This is a genomic window from Brevibacterium daeguense (assembly GCF_021729135.1).
Classification (GTDB): Bacteria; Actinomycetota; Actinomycetes; order Actinomycetales; family Brevibacteriaceae; genus Brevibacterium; species Brevibacterium daeguense.
This window is the reverse complement of record NZ_JAJTWW010000007.1, coordinates 1-16,527: the sequence shown is the minus strand read 5'-3', so window position 1 is coordinate 16,527 and position 16,527 is coordinate 1. Positions and strand designations below refer to the sequence as shown.

Annotated in this window: 12 protein-coding genes, 1 tRNA gene and 1 other RNA gene; 8 read left to right on the top strand and 6 right to left on the bottom strand. The window is 68.3% G+C overall.

Going from position 1 to position 16,527, the window contains the following annotated elements:
• Nucleotides 1–406: 406 nt before the first annotated feature.
• Nucleotides 407–3,214 (top strand): aconitate hydratase, encoded by a 2,808-nt coding sequence (locus LXN01_RS07080; protein ID WP_236863925.1) that lies wholly within the window; start codon nt 407–409, stop codon nt 3,212–3,214.
• A 62-nt stretch (nt 3,215–3,276) separates the two neighbouring features.
• Here LXN01_RS07080 and LXN01_RS07075 read toward each other — a convergent pair.
• Both LXN01_RS07075 and LXN01_RS07070 read right to left on the bottom strand, forming a co-directional pair.
• Nucleotides 3,277–3,353: transfer RNA gene (locus LXN01_RS07075), tRNA-Val, on the bottom strand.
• Between the two features lie 145 nt (nt 3,354–3,498).
• Complete coding sequence (locus tag LXN01_RS07070; protein WP_236863924.1) at nt 3,499–5,010, bottom strand: fatty acyl-CoA synthetase; 1,512 nt, start codon at nt 5,008–5,010, stop codon at nt 3,499–3,501.
• A gap of 68 nt (nt 5,011–5,078) precedes the next feature.
• Here LXN01_RS07070 and LXN01_RS07065 point away from each other — a divergent pair, with 68 nt between their 5' ends.
• Entirely contained in the window at nt 5,079–5,939 is an 861-nt protein-coding gene (locus LXN01_RS07065) for a Nif3-like dinuclear metal center hexameric protein (RefSeq protein WP_236863923.1), read from the top strand.
• A complete protein-coding gene (locus LXN01_RS07060) occupies nt 5,939–6,664 on the top strand; it encodes a zinc ribbon domain-containing protein (protein ID WP_236863922.1) in 726 nt (241 codons plus the stop codon). The genes LXN01_RS07065 and LXN01_RS07060 overlap by 1 nt, the downstream gene beginning before the upstream one ends.
• Before the next feature lie 2 nt (nt 6,665–6,666).
• Here the strand turns inward: LXN01_RS07060 and LXN01_RS07055 are convergent, their stop codons facing one another.
• A complete protein-coding gene (locus LXN01_RS07055) occupies nt 6,667–7,422 on the bottom strand; it encodes a YaaA family protein (protein ID WP_236863921.1) in 756 nt (251 codons plus the stop codon).
• A gap of 76 nt (nt 7,423–7,498) precedes the next feature.
• Here LXN01_RS07055 and rnpB point away from each other — a divergent pair.
• Nucleotides 7,499–7,874, top strand: an RNA gene (rnpB, locus tag LXN01_RS07050) — RNase P RNA component class A.
• Nucleotides 7,875–7,877: 3 nt separating this feature from the next.
• Here the strand turns inward: rnpB and ppgK are convergent.
• Together ppgK and map are read right to left on the bottom strand one after the other, a co-directional pair.
• Entirely contained in the window at nt 7,878–8,711 is an 834-nt protein-coding gene (ppgK, locus tag LXN01_RS07045; RefSeq protein WP_236863920.1) for a polyphosphate--glucose phosphotransferase, read from the bottom strand.
• A 15-nt stretch (nt 8,712–8,726) separates the two neighbouring features.
• Nucleotides 8,727–9,632, bottom strand: a complete 906-nt coding sequence (gene map / locus LXN01_RS07040) for a type I methionyl aminopeptidase (RefSeq protein WP_236863919.1) — start codon at nt 9,630–9,632, stop codon at nt 8,727–8,729.
• A 97-nt stretch (nt 9,633–9,729) separates the two neighbouring features.
• Here map and LXN01_RS07035 point away from each other — a divergent pair, with 97 nt between their 5' ends.
• Nucleotides 9,730–10,431, top strand: a complete 702-nt coding sequence (locus LXN01_RS07035; protein WP_236863918.1) for a FadR/GntR family transcriptional regulator — start codon at nt 9,730–9,732, stop codon at nt 10,429–10,431.
• A 10-nt stretch (nt 10,432–10,441) separates the two neighbouring features.
• Here the strand turns inward: LXN01_RS07035 and ald are convergent, their stop codons facing one another.
• Nucleotides 10,442–11,560 (bottom strand): alanine dehydrogenase, encoded by a 1,119-nt coding sequence (gene ald, locus LXN01_RS07030; protein WP_236863917.1) that lies wholly within the window; start codon nt 11,558–11,560, stop codon nt 10,442–10,444.
• A gap of 220 nt (nt 11,561–11,780) precedes the next feature.
• On the opposite strand from ald, the gene LXN01_RS07025 reads away from it, so the two are divergent.
• The 3 genes from LXN01_RS07025 to LXN01_RS07015 are packed head-to-tail and all read left to right on the top strand — an operon-like array spanning nt 11,781 to nt 16,367.
• Nucleotides 11,781–11,978 carry a hypothetical protein gene (locus tag LXN01_RS07025; protein ID WP_236863916.1) on the top strand — a complete coding sequence of 66 codons (198 nt, stop codon included), beginning with the start codon at nt 11,781–11,783 and terminating at the stop codon, nt 11,976–11,978.
• A gap of 8 nt (nt 11,979–11,986) precedes the next feature.
• Nucleotides 11,987–13,324: a glutamine synthetase family protein gene (locus LXN01_RS07020; protein ID WP_236864110.1), complete on the top strand. Its 1,338-nt coding sequence runs from the start codon at nt 11,987–11,989 to the stop codon at nt 13,322–13,324.
• Between the two features lie 16 nt (nt 13,325–13,340).
• Nucleotides 13,341–16,367, top strand: a complete 3,027-nt coding sequence (locus LXN01_RS07015; RefSeq protein ID WP_236863915.1) for a bifunctional [glutamine synthetase] adenylyltransferase/[glutamine synthetase]-adenylyl-L-tyrosine phosphorylase — start codon at nt 13,341–13,343, stop codon at nt 16,365–16,367.
• The last annotated feature ends 160 nt before the right edge of the window (nt 16,368–16,527 follow it).

Here is a 16,527-nt window from a genome sequence, read left to right as displayed (position 1 = left end):
ACATCACCGGTTTCGGGCCGTTTCGAGGGCCTCGGGGACGAGTGGAGGAGAGACGGCGGACACCTCGCTCGCCCCTATGGCCACTGGGATTCGTCCGGTTCCGGAGTGCCGGCGAATTGCACCCTCTGCATCGTTATCGTCTCGTTACCTAAGGCAGTGACCGGAAGTGCCGGGAGGGACCGCGACGGCCAGGGGTGGGATTCGCGTGGACGCACCGAACCATCGGACAGAACTCCGATCAGGGACTATGATCGAAGTCATACTCTCGGCCGACTCATCCACTCGTGCTGGGATCGTCCGAGGCGAACGCCGGCAGAGCCAGTAAGTCCATTCAGAGAAGACAACCAGCACTGGTGCGGCGGGCCGCGTCACTGAGCCCTCCTGCGCCATCGGTGAAAGGGCGAACATGAGCGTCAACAGCTTCAGCACGCGCGACACGCTGACCGTCGACGGAGTCGACTACGAAATCCATCGGCTGGATCGGGTCCCGGGATCTGACCGCCTTCCCTACAGCCTGAAGGTCCTTCTGGAGAACCTGCTGCGCAACGAGGACGGCCGGGTGGTGACAACTGCCCAGATCGAGGCGCTGCGCGATTGGGATCCCAAGGCCGAGGTCAATCCGGAGATCCAGTACACCCCGGCCCGAGTGCTGATGCAGGACTTCACCGGGGTGCCCTGCGTGGTCGACCTGGTGGCGATGCGCGACGCAATGGCCGAGCTCGGGGGAGACCCGGCGAGGATCAACCCGCTCATCCCGGCTGAGCTCGTCATCGACCATTCCGTGATCGCGGACGCCTTCGGCATGGCGGATGCATTCAGCATCAATGTGGATCTGGAGTTCGAGCGCAATGAGGAGCGCTATCAGCTGCTTCGCTGGGCACAGCAGTCCTTCGACGACTTCCTGGTCGTGCCGCCGGGCACCGGCATCTGCCACCAGGTCAATCTGGAGTACCTTGCGCGCGTCGTGTTCATCCGCGAGAACGAGGACGGCACCAAGGCCGCCTATCCCGACACGCTGGTCGGGACCGACTCCCACACTCCCATGGTCAACGGGCTGGGTGTCCTCGGCTGGGGTGTGGGCGGCATCGAGGCCGAGGCGGCGATGCTCGGCCAGCCCATGAGCATGCTCATTCCGCAGGTGGTCGGGCTGGAGCTGACCGGCGAGCTGCCGGAGGGCACTACGGCCACCGACGTGGTGCTCAGGGTCGCCCAGCTGCTTCGGGAGACGGGCGTGGTGGGCAAGTTCGTCGAGTTCTTCGGCCCCGGCGTGGCGAACATCCCGCTGGCCAACCGCGCCACGCTCGGCAACATGAGTCCCGAGTACGGTGCGACCTGTGCGATCTTCCCGATCGATGGTGAGACTCTTGACTACCTGCGCCTGACGGGCCGCACGGAAGAGCAGATCGCCCTGGTCGAGGCGTATGCGAAGGAGCAGGGGCTGTGGCACGACCCGAACGCCACCGCTGACTACAGCCAGGTCCTCCAGCTCGATCTGTCGACCATCACTCCGTCGATCGCCGGGCCGAAGCGGCCGCAGGACCGGATCCCTCTCGAGCACGCTCCGGCCACGGTGCTGGGCCTGCTCGCCGAGGACGAGTCGGTCTCCGACGTTCCTGCCGGCAGTGTGGACGACGCCTCCGCGGACTCCTTCCCGGCCAGCGATCCGGTCTCGTTCGCTCCGGGATCGACCCAGAAGAACGAGCCCCCGATGCGCTTGACCGAGGAGCAGCTCACCGCGAACCAGAAGCTGGGCTGGCCGAGCGATCCCGTCGACGTCGTGATCGGGGACACCAAGGCGATCGTCGATCACGGCGATGTCGTCATCGCGGCCATCACCTCCTGCACCAACACGTCGAACCCCTCGGTGATGGTCGGCGCGGCGCTGCTGGCCAAGAAGGCCGTCGAACGCGGACTGAAGACCAGACCCTGGGTCAAGACGACTCTTGCCCCGGGTTCGCGGATCGTCACCGACTACTTCGACCGCTCGGGCCTCACCCCGTACCTCGAGGAGCTCGGCTTCAACCTCGTGGGCTACGGCTGCACGACCTGCATCGGAAACTCCGGGCCGCTGATCCCGGAAGTCAGCAGAGCGGTGAACGATCAGGACCTCAACGTCTCCGCCGTGCTGTCCGGCAATCGCAACTTCGAGGGTCGGATCCACCCCGAGGTCAAGATGAACTTCCTCGCTTCGCCGCCGCTGGTCGTGGCCTACGCCCTGGCCGGAAGCCTCCACACCAATCTGCTCGAGGAGCCGCTGGGCGATGGGGCGAACGGCGACCCCGTCTATCTGCGCGACATCTGGCCGAGCTCGGAGGAGATCAAGGCCGTCGTCGACGAGAACGTCGAGGCCGAGATGTTCACGCAGGGGTACTCCAACGTGTTCACCGGCGACGAGAACTGGCGGGGAATGGACGTGCCGTCCGGCCAGATGTTCGACTGGCAGGACGATTCGACCTACGTGAAGCATCCGCCCTACTTCAACGGCATGCCGGTGGACCCGGAACCGATGAGGGACATCACGGGAGCTCGGGTGCTCGCAGTCCTCGGCGATTCCGTGACCACCGACCACATCTCACCGGCCGGCACCATCAAGCCGAGCTCACCGGCCGGGCAGTATCTGCAGGAACAGGGAGTGAAACCGGCGGACTTCAACTCCTACGGTTCCCGCCGGGGCAACCACGAGGTCATGGTCCGGGGCACCTTCGCCAACGTCCGACTGCGCAATCAGCTGGTCCCGGGAGTCGAGGGCGGTTTCACCAAGCACTGGCCCAGCGGCGAGGAGGCCTCGATCTACGACGCGGCGATGCGCTACGCGGAGGAGGAAGTGCCGCTGCTCGTGATCGCCGGCGCCGAATACGGCTCGGGCTCCTCGCGCGACTGGGCCGCGAAGGGCACCTCGCTCCTCGGAGTGAGGGCCGTGCTGGCAGAGTCGTTCGAGCGGATCCACCGATCGAACCTCATCGGCATGGGCGTGCTGCCGCTGCAGTTCAAGGAGGGCGAGTCCGCTGAGAGCCTCGGCCTCACCGGGGACGAGGTCTACTCGGTCGTCGGAATCGAGGGGCAGGAGCACCTGCCGGAGGAGGTCACCGTCCGGGCCGGTGAAGGAGATCAGGCCGTGGAATTCGCCGCCCGCGTCCGGGTCGACACGCCTGCGGAGGAGTCCTATTTCAAGCATGGCGGGATCCTGCCCTACGTGCTGCGCCAACTGCTCTAGCCGACAGAACCGACGCACCCCGTGATTCCGGAAGCTTCCGGAATCACGGGGTACGTCTGATTTGGTGGGCCCAGAGGGACTCGAACCCCCGACCCTCTCGGTGTAAGCGAGATGCTCTAGCCAACTGAGCTATAGGCCCGCGCCGTCCTCGACGGCGTGACCAGTATGCCACACTGCGGGGTCACTCCCGCGCGGCACGTGATCGGGTTTCCGGCGCTTCCAGTTCGGCGCCGGTGCGGCCGAGGCCGAGGAATGATGGCTGACCCCTCGGCCGGCGCGACCCCTCAGCCGGTGCGCAGGGAGCGTTTGAGGATCTTGCCCGCCGAGTTCTTCGGCAGCTCTTCGACGAAGTGAACACCCTTGGGCACCTTGAAGGCGGCCAGGCGCTGCCTGACGTGATCGATGACCTCATCGGCCGTGATCTCGCCCTTCGGCACGACGTAGGCGGTGATCGCCTCGATCCACTTGTCGTCGGGAAGACCCACGACGGCGACCTCGGCAACGTTGTCCAGCTCGAAGATCGCGTCCTCGACCTGCCTGCTCGCGACGAGCACGCCGCCGGTGTTGATAACGTCCTTGACCCGGTCGACGACCTCGATGAACCCCTCCTCGTCCTGGATGACGAGGTCTCCGGAGTGGAACCAGCCGCCGCGGAACGCCTCCTCGGTGGCCTCGGGCTTGTTCCAGTAGCCCTCGCAGAGCTGCGGGGAGCGGTAGAGGATCTCGCCCTGCTCGCCCGGCGCCACGTCGTTGCCGGACGGGTCGACGACGCGCGTCTCGGTGAAGATCGTCGCCCGACCGGCGGAACCCAGCCGATCCCGGTGCTCTTCCGGGCGCAGCACGGTGCACAGCGGACCCATCTCGGACTGTCCGAAGCAGTTGTAGAAGCCCAGCTCGGGCAGCTGTTCACGCAGTCGGTGCAGCACCGGCCCGGGCATGATCGACGCGCCGTAGTACGCCTTGCGCAGACTCCTGAGGTCGCGGGTGGTGAATTCCGGATGGTTGACCAGCGCGACCCACACGGTCGGAGCGGCGAAGAAGGTGTTGATCCTCTCCTGCTCGATGAGCTCCAGCAGCTCTCCGGGCACCGGCGCTGGAACGATGATGTTGTAGGAGCCCTTCATCAGCGCGGGGATGAGGAACACATGCATCTGCGCAGAATGGTACAGCGGGAGCGCATGGACCTGTCGGTCGTCGGCCGAGAAGTCGAGCGCATCGAGGCAGGCGATGTACTCGTGCATGAGTGCCCGGTGCGTCATCACGGCGCCCTTGGGCAGCGAAGTGGTCCCCGAGGTGTAGAGCAGCTGGGCGACATCGGTGTCGCTGACTTCGAATTCGTCGACCTCGGCCGGCGGGGTGTCGGCAGCGGCAGCGATGTCGATCAGGCTGTCGAAGTGGAGCACCCGTGCTGTCCGACCCGACTCGGTCGCCTCGACCTCCGTGGCGAGGTCGGAGTCGGCGATCACCACGGAGGCGCCGGAGTTGTCGAGGATGTACTCGAGCTCGTCGCGCTTGAGCTGAAAGTTGATCGGCACATGGATCAGACCCGCGCGTGCGGCGGCCAGGAAGACCAGCGCATAGAGGTCGGAGTTCTTGCCGTAGGCGCCGACGCGGTCGCCGTGCTCGAGGCCCAGCGCGAGCAGGTGGCGGGCCAATGCGGTCACGGCGGAGTCGAGCTGGGCGTAGGACCACGTGCGGTCCCGGAATTCGATGGCCGTCCGGTCGGGGGAGCGACGGGCCGTCCGGCGCACGGTGTCGGCGATGGTGCTGGATCGCAGCGCTGAGATCGTAGTCATGGGGTAAAACTAGCGCTTGCCCCGTCCGATTCGAAAATCGCTGTGTGAGGTGTACTACGGTTGGGGCCATGAGCAACGCGACGACTGTCGAATCCGTCATCGCCCTGTGCGAGGAGCTGTGGCCGGCCGCGTATGCGGAGGGCTGGGACACGGTCGGGCTTGCCGTCGGCGACCCAGGGGCAGAGGCCGAGCGGATCCTCATGGCTCTCGACCCCACGGATGCAGTCGTCGAGGAAGCCGTGGCAGGGGAGTACGATCTGCTCTTCACCCACCATCCGCTGCTGCTGCGCGGGGTGACGAGTGTCCACTCGGGAACTCTCAAGGGCGGCGCGGTCAGCGCCCTGATCAGAGCGGGCATCGCGCAGTTCAACGCCCACACCAACGCCGACTCGGTGGTCGGGGGAGTCTCCGATGTCCTCATCGAAGCCCTCGGAGTGCGTGCCTCCGTGCCGCTCGTGCAGAGTGCGACGGCTCCTGAGGGCGTGGGCTTGGGACGGGTCGGCAATCTCCCGGCGCCGGCCGCGGTCGAGCAGCTCGCCCGGCGGCTGGCGGAGGTGCTCGACCCGACCGCCACCGGGGTGCGCATCGCCGGCGATCCCGCTGCGACGGTGACCCGGGTGGCCGCCCTCGGTGGTGCCGGCGATTCGCTGTTCGACGAGGTGCGCGCCTCCGGGGCGGAGGTGTATGTCACCTCGGACCTTCGACACCATCCAGCGAGCGAGGCGCGGGACACCGCGCACCGCACGGGCGGCACGCCTCATCTCATCGACATCTCCCACTGGGCCGCAGAGGCTCTGTGGCTCGACCGGGCCGCCGACCAGCTGTCGAGTGCTGCGGAGACCGCCGGGCTCGACCTGGACATCACAGTCTCGCGGATCCCCACTGATCCCTGGGTGATGCGGATCGACCAGCAACCGCAGGAGGACTGATGCAGCTGACCGACCTCGAACACCGGGCACTGCTCGACTGGATCGACCTGAGCACTCAGCTGCGCCGGGTCACCAATGCCGCCAAGCAGGCGGAGCTGGTCGAGCGGCTGCGCGCTCTGGCCGGGGAGCACAAGGCGAACGCCGCCCGGATCGCTGATCTCGAGTCCGAGCGCGCGGCGAGGGTCGAGCGGGCAGCAGGGCTCGAGCGCGACGTCGCGGCGCGAGGTCAGGCGATCATCGAGCTGGAGGCCAAGCTCAACGCCGGGGTCGGCCTGACGTCGCGGGACCTGCTGGCACTGCAGCGCGATATCGACACGGCCCGCGCGACGAGATCGTCGAAGGAGGACGAGCAGCTCGAACTCCTCGGCGAGATCGAAGAGCTCGACGCCGAGCTGGCGCGCCTGCGCGAGGCCGGCACCGAGCTCGCCGCCGAAGGCAGGAGGCTCCAGACGGAGCGGGCGGCGCGGTCGGCCGAGCTGGACGCCGAGGCGGCGCAGCTGCACTCGCAGCGCGCTGCCCGGGAGGGCGAGCTGCCCGAGTCCCTGCGGGCGCGCGTCGCCGCGCGCGAAGCCGCCGGTGAGGTGGGAGCCGCGATCGTGGTGCAGCGCTCCTGCGGAGCCTGCGGCGCTGAGCTCAGCGGCATGGCGCAGTCGCGGCTCACCTCCGGAGGACAGGGCGAGACAGTGGAGTGCGAAGAGTGCGAAGCCGTGCTGGTTCGCCCGTGACCTCAGCCCGGGATGATGACGTCGAGAGCCGCGGGGCGGCTGCCCCGCGGTGGCGTGAACTCGACCTGATAGGAGCGCCTGACGGCCTTCACCAGGCCGGCGAAGTCCCCGGGCAGCGCCGCACGACTGCGCAGCAGCCTGCCGACGAGCTCTCCGCGGGTGTGCTTGGCGTTGTGGGACACGACTGTGCGCCTGCCGTTCTTCTCCGTGAAGACGTTGACGAGCGCGGTCCGCTCGGGGGGTCCCGGCCACGACTTCCGGTAGTCCGCTGACCTGCAGTCGAGGATCAGGCGACCGGCGAACTCCACGTCGAGCACCGGGGTGAGCTGCGGCTTCCACCACGAGGAGAGCACACCGTGCTCGCCCAGCCGTGTCTTCATCGCGAGGCGGTAGGCGGGAATCGGGTCGAGAGCTCCCACGATCCCGAACAGCGCCGAGGACACCCAGACATCGTCGAGGCGGGCCTGAGCAGTGGGGGTGAGGCGCCCCAGTGCTCCGTAGAGGACTCCGGTGTAGGTCTGCAGCGCGGGGGCACACGGAATCCGGGCGAGCCGGGTGTTGCGCTCCACGTCCTCCACCAAACCGGCCCCCACACCCAGGCGCTCACGACCGTCGGGAGCCGCCGACACCTCGGCGAGCGAGGAGAGCACTTCCGTGCGCGGTCCGCTGAGCGCGGGAAGGCTCAGCTGGGCGAGGTCGAGCAGGGGTCCGGCAGAGGCGGGAGTCTTGCCCTCCGAAGGCGGCAGGAGAATGATCACGGGTCACCATCGTAGTCCGCCGGCTCGCGGCACTCCCGTCGGCCGGGACCGAGTCGGCGGTACAATGGCCGGGAGGACAGGTCGCCGGACGGTTACGGCAGCCGACAGGCTGACGAGGAACGTCCGGGCTCCGCAGAGCACGGCGGTGGGTAACTCCCACCCGGGGTGACCCGCGGGCAAGTGCAACAGAAAGCAGACCGCCGGTGCGCGAGCGCGCACCGGTAAGGGTGAAACGGTGGTGTAAGAGACCACCAGGGTTCCGGGTGACCGGAATCGCTGGGCAAACCCCGCCGGGAGCAAGATCAGACAGGCAGTGTTCGAGGGCTGCTCGCCCGAGCTGCCGGGTGGATCGCTCGAGGTCGTCGGCAACGGCGACCCTAGACAGATGACCGTCGCGCGGATCCGGGTGACCGGCCCGCGCACAGAACCCGGCGTACAGGCGGCCTGTCCTCCCCTCAGCGCTTCTTGATGCGGGCCCTGCCGTCGTTGGCGGCGAGGTAGGCCGCGCCGACGATCCCGGCCTCGTTGCGCAGCTCGGCCGGCATGATCCGAGTCTTGAGATTCAGCAGCGGCAGGAACTGGTCGTGGCTCTTGGACACGCCGCCGCCCACGATGAACAGGTCGGGCGTGAACAGCAGCTCGAGCATCGAATAGTACTGCTGCAGGCGTTCCGCCCATTGGGCATAGCTCAGGCCCTCGCGGACCTTGACCGACTCGGCCGCCTGCTTCTCCGCGTTGCCGCCGTTCATCTCCAGATGACCGAGCTCGGTGTACGGCACCAGCGTCCCGTTGTAGAACAGCGCGGTGCCGATCCCGGTTCCGAGCGTGGTCATGAGGACCAGCTCCTTGCGGTGGTCACGTCCGACCCCGAAGGACATCTCCGCCAGGCCTGCGGCGTCGGCGTCGTTGGCGATGAAGCAGCTGCGCCCGGTGGCGGCGGAGATCATCGCGGGCAGGTTCTCGCCGATCCAGCTCGGATCGAGATTGCCGGTGAACTTCACGATGTCGTTCTTGACGACTCCGGGGAAGGCCACCCCCAACGGCAGTTCGGACAGGTCCTTCGCCCGGGCGACGACCTTCTTCCGCACCGCTGTGTCGATGACCTGCTCGACGGCGTCCGCGACTGCGGCGACCACGGACTCGGGAGTGGACGGCTTGGGAGTGAGCACGCGGGCCCGTTTGAAGGGCAGCTCACCGGTTGCGAGCTCCACGACTCCCACCTTGATCCCGGTGCCGCCGATGTCGACGCCGATGCCGTACGGTGCGTCGTTGTCCAGGAAACCGGTCATGGTCCGCCTCTCGGGTCAGGCCGCAGGGCCGTTGAAGATCGCAGTGCTCTCGTCAGGCAGTGTCAGGATGTCGGCGCCGGTCTCGGTCACCGCCAGGGTGTGCTCGAACTGCGCCGAGCGCCTGCGGTCCTTGGTCACGACCGTCCAGTCGTCGTCCCAGCTCTCCCACCGCTCCGTGCCGAGATTGAGCATCGGCTCGATCGTGAAGACCATGCCCGGCTCCATGACCTGGCTGTGCGCCGGTGCGGAGTCGTAGTGGGGGACGATGAGACCGGAGTGGAACTCACGGCCCACGCCGTGGCCGGTGTAGTCCCGGACGACGCCGTAGCCGAACCTGCCCGCGTACTTCTCGATGACCCGACCGATCACATTGATCTCGCGGCCGGGTCCGACGGCCTTGATGCCGCGCATCATGGCCTCGTGGGTGCGCTCGACGAGCAGCCGCGACTCCTCGTCGACCTCGCCCACGCAGAAGGTGTAGTTGGTGTCGCCGTGCATACCGTCCTTGTAGGCGGTGATGTCGAGGTTGACGATGTCGCCCTCGGCGAGCACGGTCGAATCAGGGATCCCGTGGCAGATCACCTCGTTGACCGAGGTGCAGATGGACTTGGGGAATCCGCGGTAGCCCAGCGATGACGGGTACGCGCCGTGATCGCACATGTACTCATGGGCGATCGCATCGAGTTCATCGGTGGTGACGCCGGGCGCGATCGCCCTGCCCGCCTCGGCCATGGCATTCGCAGCGATCCGGCCGGCGGCGCGGATCCGTTCGATCTCCTCGTCGGTGTACATGTCCCCGCCGCGGCCCTCGTCCGGAACGGCCCGACCGACGTACTCGGGTCGCGGAATCGAACCGGGAACGTCGCGGAGGGGGGAGACGGTGCCTTTGGTGAGGGTGCCCAGCGGTGCGTGTGTAGTCATGATGAGGCCAGTCTAATCTCTTGGCACGCCGACCTGCAGGGCGGCTCCGCCGCTGATGACGGCGCTTATGATGGGGTGACCGTCGGCAGGAGGATCCATGAGCACGCAGCTGTCCGGACTCGGTGACGTCGTCGTCATGACGTCCGCTCCCCAGCAGATCGCCGACCACATCATGTCGTCGATCGCAGTCGGCGCGCTGCCGGTCGGGTCTGCGCTGCCGCCCGAGCGGGAACTGGCGGCAGCCATGCAGGTGTCCCGCTCGAGCGTCCGCGCAGCCCTGGACCGGCTGGAGCGGGGCGGGTTCATCACCCGTCGCAGGGGGCGCGGTGGCGGCACCTTCGTCGCGCAGCGGGACGAAGGTGCGCTGGCAGGAGTCGAGGACCGGCTGCAGGTCTTCCACCGTGCCCGTGTCCACCTGCTCGACGCGCGCGCAGTGATCCAGAACCGTCTCGCGCATCTGGCCGCGCTGCGGCGGACCGACGAGGAGCTCGCCGAGCTGCGGGCGCTGGCAGGGGAGTACGTCCTGCACGCAGAGGCGGCCGGAGCTCGGGAGGCGGATGCGCGCCTCCACCATGCGATCGCGCGTGCCGGCCACAACCCGGAGCTGGTCAGGATCGCGGTGGACCTCGACCGGCAGATCAACACCGGCTTTCGGCACGACCCGTTCTCGGCCGAGCTCTTCGCACGGGCGCGGATGGACCACGAGGCGATCGTCGCCGCGATCGCAGCAGGCGACGCCGAGGCGGCCGGCAGGCTGTGCGAGGAGCACTTCCGGGCCACCACGATGCTCGACTCCTGAGCTCGGCGCCTCAGCCGCCGAGCACCGCTGCGGGCTCGACGTGGTCCAGGTCGAAGGCCTCTGCGACGTTCGCATTGGTGACCTGTCCGTCGTGGCAGTTGAGACCGCGCGCGAGCGCGGCATTGCCCTGCATCGCCTGCCGCCAGCCCTTCTCCGCGATCGAGACCGCATAGGGCATCACCGCGTTGGTCAGCGCGGCGGTGGCGGTGGTCGGTACGGCTCCGGGCATGTTCGCCACGCAGTAGTAGACGGACCGGTGCACCGTGAATGTGGGGTCGTCGTGCGTGGTGGGGCGGGAGTTCTCGAAGCAGCCTCCCTGGTCGATCGCGATGTCGACGAGCACCGAGCCCTGCTTCATTCCCGCGACCATCTCGTCGGTGACGAGCTTCGGCGCGCGCTTGCCCGGGATCAGGACCGAGCCGATGACCAGATCCGAGTCCTGCAGTGCGAGGCCGATGTCGTAGGCGTTGGACATGGTGGTCTGCAGGCTGCCGCCGTAGATCTCGTCGAGGTAGCGCAGCCGGTCCATGTTGATGTCGATGATCTCGACCCGGGCGCCCATTCCCATCGCCACCCGAGCCGCGTTGGTTCCGGCGACCCCGGCGCCGATGATGGTGACCTTGCCGCGGCCCACGCCCGGCACGCCCGACAGCAGGATCCCGCGGCCGCCGCTGTGCTTGAGCAGAGTGTGGGCTCCCACCTGGACCGAGAGCCGGCCGGCGATCTCCGACATCGGGGCCAGCAGCGGAGTGCCGCCGCCCTCGGGTTGCACCGTCTCGTACGCGATCGCGGTGGTCCCGGCCTCACGCAGCGCGGTGGTCAGAGCTTGGTCGGCGGCCAGGTGCAGGTATGCGAACAGGATCTGGTCCCGGCGCAGGTAGCCGTACTCCTCGGCGACGGGCTCCTTGACCTTGAGCACCAGCTCTCCGGACTCCCAGGTCTGCTGCGCGTCCTCGACGATGGTGGCCCCCGCCTCGGCGTACTCCTCGTCCGTGATCGCCGAGCCGAGCCCGGCACCGGCCTGGACGAAGACCTCGTGGCCGCGCTGCACGAAGCCGTGCACTCCTGCCGGGGCGATGGCCACTCGGAATTCGCTGTTCTTGACTTCCTTCGGGATTGCAATCCTCATTGACCACTCCTCAGCAGTGCCGACCGGTGATCACACTGTATTGGCCCAAAGGTTTCCGGGGCAAACCTTTGGCGCTGTTCAGGCTCGGTGCCCGGCGTGGGGGCGAGGCGATAGGCTGGGCGGCAGACCTGTCGACCACAGTGCAGAGCATCGCCGAGGGTGCGGCCGCAGCGCCGATCAGCTCCTCGGGATGGGCACGAGGAGCTGAAGGAGACCTGAGATGGCGGACGAGCAGTCGGCATCCCCCGAGAAGTACTGGTACAACACCAAGACGAAGCAGGTGGAGAAGGGGCCCCAGAGCACGTGGGAGCACCGGATGGGACCCTACGACACGGAGGCCCAGGCCCGGGCTGCGCTCGATCGCGCCGCTTCGCGCTCTGCCGAATGGGACGCCGAGGACCGGGAGTGGAACAGCTGATGGCGTCGATGGGACGTCAACAGGAGTTCGTGCTGCGGACCGTCGAGGACCGCGACGTCCGCTTCATCCGACTCTGGTTCGCCGACGTGCTCGGTCAGCTCAAGTCCGTTGCGATCGTCCCCGCCGAGCTCGAAGGTGCCTTCGGCGAGGGCATCGGCTTCGACGGCAGCTCCGTCGAGGGCTTCGCCCGGGTCTTCGAATCGGATATGGTGCTGCGCCCGGACCCGGCGACCTTCTCACTGCTTCCCTGGCGCGGCGAATCCGAGCCCACCGGCCGCATGTTCTGCGATATCTACTCGCCCGACGGCCACCCGGCTGCCTCGGACGCCCGCCACGTCCTCAAGCGGACGATGGACAGGGCCGCCGAGCGCGGATTCACCTTCTACGTCCATCCGGAGATCGAGTTCTACCTGTTCGAATCCGGCGACCTGTCCGGCCGCCCTCCGGTTCCCGTCGACACCGCCGGCTACTTCGACCATGTCAACGGCGGCACTGCCAACGACTTCCGGCGCACCGCCGTGCAGACGCTCGAGGCGATGGGCATCTCCGTGGAGTTCTCCCACCACGAGGCGGGGCCGGGGCAGAACGAGATCGACCTCCGCTACGCCGACGGGCTCACGATGGCCGACAACGTCATGACCTTCCGGGCGATGGTCAAGGAGGTCGCCATCGAGCAGGGCGTGTTCGCCTCCTTCATGCCCAAGCCGCTGTCCGATCACCCCGGCAACGGGATGCACACGCACGTGTCGCTCTTCGAGGGCGAGAACAACGCGTTCTACGAGGCGGGCGGGGAGTACCAGCTCTCGCAGACGGGCCGTCAGTTCGTGGCGGGACTGCTCCGGCACGCTGCGGAGATCAGCGCGGTGACCAACCAGCACGTCAACTCCTTCAAGCGCATCTGGACCGGGCACGAGGCGCCGAGCTATATCTGCTGGGGCCACCGCAACCGCTCCGCGCTGGTGCGGGTGCCACAGTACAAGTCGGGGAAGTCCTCCTCGGCGCGCATCGAGTACCGGGGCATGGACTCCTCCGCCAACCCCTACCTCGCCTACTCGGTGCTGCTCGCCGCAGGGCTCAAGGGGATCGAGGAGGGGTACGAGCTCCCGCCCGAGGCCGAGGATGATGTCTGGAACCTCAGCGACAACGAGCGCCGGGCGATGGGAATCGACTCGCTGCCTGCCAGTCTCGACGAGGCGATCGCCCGGATGGAGGACAGCGAGCTCGTAGCCGAGACGCTGGGCGAGGAGGTCTTCGACTTCTTTCTGCGCAACAAGCGCGAGGAGTGGGACGGCTACCGCGCTCAGGTCACCGAGTACGAGCTGAACCGGCACTTCGGCCCGATGTGAAGGCGCCCGGGAGACCATGATGTCCATCCGCCGCGGCGATCCGGCCCGCACCGCCGCCGGCGGCGGTTTCGGCAACCCCGCCCGGGCTCGCAGGTTCCTGCTGGAGGCCGACGAGCTGCTGCACGCGGAGGTGCTGGCCGTTCCGGGCACGGAGGACCTTCTCACCGCGGCAGCGGATCCCGATGCCGCGGCGCTGGGGGTGCTGCGGGTCGCCGAGGCGGCTGCGGGCGCGGGCACGGCCGCGCAGTTCGTCGCCGCTGCGCAGAACCCGGCGTTCCTGCGTCGGCTGTGCGACATCGCCGGGGGTTCCGAGGCCAGCGTGGACCATCTGGTCCGCTGGCCGAATTCCGTCCGGCTGCTCGCCGGCGACGGCGACAGTGTGCTCATCGGCACTGATGATGCCCTGCCCGAGAGCATCCGGGCAGCCATGTTCGCCGCCGTCCGCGCGGACCCCGACGCGGAGGCGCCGACGGCGGGGATCACCGGGTCCGAGGCGGTGGGCGCGCTTCGGCGCGCGTACCGCGATCTGCTGCTGCGCCTGACCGCCGACGACCTCGGCTCCGCGGCGCCGGAGCGGCTGATCGAGGATGTCACCGCGGTGCTCTCCGACATGGCGGCAGGCGCGGTCGACGCAGGACTGGCGATCGCCCGGGCCGAGATCCCGGAGGCCGCTGGACTCCGACTCGCCGTCATCGGCTTCGGGAAGTGCGGAGCGCGTGAGCTCAACTACGTCAGCGACGTCGACGTCGTCTTCTGCTGGGCCTCGGCGGAGGGCGCTGCGCCGGAAGCCGGCGCCACGGCCGCGGCACAGCTCGCCCAGCGGACGATGGAGACCGTCAGCGGCATGGACAGCGAGCCGGCGCTGTGGGAGATCGACGCGGCTCTGCGCCCGGAAGGCCGCGACGGGCCCCTCGTGCGCAGACTCGACGAATTCGAGCACTACTATCTCAACATCGCCCACAACTGGGAGTTCCAGGCACTCCTCAAAGCGCGTCCGATCGCGGGCGATCGTCAACTCGGGCAGAGCTGGTACGACACTCTCAATCCGCTGGTGTGGACCGCCTCGCGCCGGGGGGGCTTCATCGAGCAGGTCCGGGCGATGCGCGTCCGGGTGGTCGATCTGATTCCCGGGCGGGAGGCCGACCGGCAGATCAAGCTCGGAGCCGGGGGTCTGCGAGATGTCGAGTTCTCCGCCCAGCTGCTTCAGCTCGTGCACGGCCGGGACGATGAACGGATTCGGATGCCGAACACCCTGCGGGTGCTCGAGGCACTCGGCTCATGCGGCTACATCGCCTCCGAGGATGCCGCGGCGTTCATCGAGTCGTACGAGTTCCTCAGGGTGGTCGAGCACCGACTGCAGATTCCGCGCATGCAGCGCACTGCGCTGCTGCCGACCCAGGAGTCCAAGCTGCGGATGCTCGCGCGCAGCGTCTACGGCGGCGGCGACCGCTCGATCGCGCGGCTGACGGAGGAGCGGCGCGCCCACGCACGGCGGGTGCGCGCACTGCACGAGCAGATCTTCTACCGGCCGATTCTCGATTCCGCGGCGCAGGTCGGCCTGATGTCGGCGGCAGCCGCCCAGGAGCGGCTGTCCGCGTTCGGATATCGCGCGCCCAAGCCGGCGATGAAGCACATCGCGGCTCTCACCACCGGAGTGAGCCGGTCGGCGATGGTGCAGAAGCAGGTGCTGCCCGCGCTGCTCGATTGGTTCTCCGACGGAGTCGACCCGGATGCCGGCCTGCTCGCTTTCCGACGGCTGTCGGATTCGCTGTCCGGTTCCGCCTGGTATCTGAAGATGCTGCGCGACTCCGGGCTGGCGGCGAAGTCGATGGCCCAGGTGCTGTCCCTGTCCGGCTTCGCCACCGATCTGCTGCTGCACAATCCGACAGCGGTCGAGTGGCTCGACGATCACCGCCGCCTGCAGCCGCGCCGGATCACCGCTGTGGAGACCGAGATCGCGGGTCTGCTCGAACGTCATCGCGGGGGAGCGGCCTCCGCGATCCGCGCCCTGTACAGCCGGGAGGTCCTGCGCACGGCGCTGGCCGACATCCTCGAGGTGCTCGACCGGGCTGAGGTGCCCTCGGTGCTGTCCGGGCTGATGGACGCGGCGATCGACGGTGCACTGTCGGCGACCAGGGCCGAGCTCGACGCCACCGTGCAGCCTCCCGATTACGAGTTCGCGGTCGTGGCGATGGGCCGACTGGGCGGCGCCGAGATCGGCTACTACTCGGACGCCGATGTCATGTTCGCCTATCGCGCGGCGGACTCGGACCTCGACGCAGACGCGCGCGCCCACCTAGCAGCCCATGTCAAGAAGGTCGCACTCAGGCTGACCTCGGACCTCGGATCCGCGGCGGTCAGCCTGCCGATCGACGTCGACGCCGACCTGCGGCCCGAGGGCAAGTCGGGACCGCTGGTGAGAGCGCTCGACTCGTATCGCAGCTATTACGCCAACTGGTCGGAGCCATGGGAGGCCCAGGCGCTGCTGCGGGCGCGGACGATCGCCGGGGACGCCCAGCTGCGGGAGGACTTCCGAAGTCTGATCGACCCGCTGCGCTACCCGTCGTCGGTCCCGGAGTCGTCGCTGCGCCAGATGCGCCGTCTCAAGGCGCGCATGGAGGACGAGCGGCTGCCGCGGGGCGCGGACCCCAAGAGGCACATCAAGCTCGGGCGCGGCGGTCTGTCCGACGTGGAGTGGACAGTGCAGCTGATGCAGCTGATGCATGCTCACACCCACGAGCAGCTCCGCACGACGTCGACGCTGCCCGCGCTGCGGGCAGGGGCGCAGGCGGGCCTGCTGGGGGAGGAGGATGCTCAGATCCTGGAGACCGCGTGGACGATGGCGACCCAGCTGCGCTCGGCCGTGATGCTCTACCGGGGTCGGACGGCCGAGGCACTGCCGGCGGACCGCTCCGAACTGGAGGCGGCGGCCCGGCTGATGGGCTATCGGCCGGGAAACTCCCAGCAGCTCACCGAGGACTACCTGGGCAGTGCCCGCCGCGCCCGCAAGGTGATGGAGCGGCTGTTCTACAGTTTCGACTGATGCGCGGCCGGCTGACACCGGTCGTCCCCCGAGGACAGAGCAGACGTCGTCGCCAGAGGCGGGGCGGCGGTCGGTGAGCGCGGAGGGGGGCCGGTCTGGAGAGGCGCGGCCGGTCGTCGGTCTAGCCTCGATCTTTCATGGGTCGGGGCTGGTGAGGTGG

What these genes read in the sequence shown, in the direction of transcription:
- LXN01_RS07065 (WP_236863923.1), top strand. Translation starts at nt 5,079, where the DNA reads ATGAGCAACGCGACGACTGTCGAATCCGTCATCGCCCTGTGCGAGGAG.
- LXN01_RS07020 (WP_236864110.1), top strand. Translation starts at nt 11,987, where the DNA reads ATGGGACGTCAACAGGAGTTCGTGCTGCGGACCGTCGAGGACCGCGAC.
- ald (WP_236863917.1), bottom strand. Translation starts at nt 11,560, where the DNA reads ATGAGGATTGCAATCCCGAAGGAAGTCAAGAACAGCGAATTCCGAGTG.
- LXN01_RS07080 (WP_236863925.1), top strand. Translation starts at nt 407, where the DNA reads ATGAGCGTCAACAGCTTCAGCACGCGCGACACGCTGACCGTCGACGGA.
- LXN01_RS07060 (WP_236863922.1), top strand. Translation starts at nt 5,939, where the DNA reads ATGCAGCTGACCGACCTCGAACACCGGGCACTGCTCGACTGGATCGAC.
- LXN01_RS07035 (WP_236863918.1), top strand. Translation starts at nt 9,730, where the DNA reads ATGAGCACGCAGCTGTCCGGACTCGGTGACGTCGTCGTCATGACGTCC.
- map (WP_236863919.1), bottom strand. Translation starts at nt 9,632, where the DNA reads ATGACTACACACGCACCGCTGGGCACCCTCACCAAAGGCACCGTCTCC.
- LXN01_RS07070 (WP_236863924.1), bottom strand. Translation starts at nt 5,010, where the DNA reads ATGACTACGATCTCAGCGCTGCGATCCAGCACCATCGCCGACACCGTG.
- LXN01_RS07015 (WP_236863915.1), top strand. Translation starts at nt 13,341, where the DNA reads ATGATGTCCATCCGCCGCGGCGATCCGGCCCGCACCGCCGCCGGCGGC.
- ppgK (WP_236863920.1), bottom strand. Translation starts at nt 8,711, where the DNA reads ATGACCGGTTTCCTGGACAACGACGCACCGTACGGCATCGGCGTCGAC.
- LXN01_RS07025 (WP_236863916.1), top strand. Translation starts at nt 11,781, where the DNA reads ATGGCGGACGAGCAGTCGGCATCCCCCGAGAAGTACTGGTACAACACC.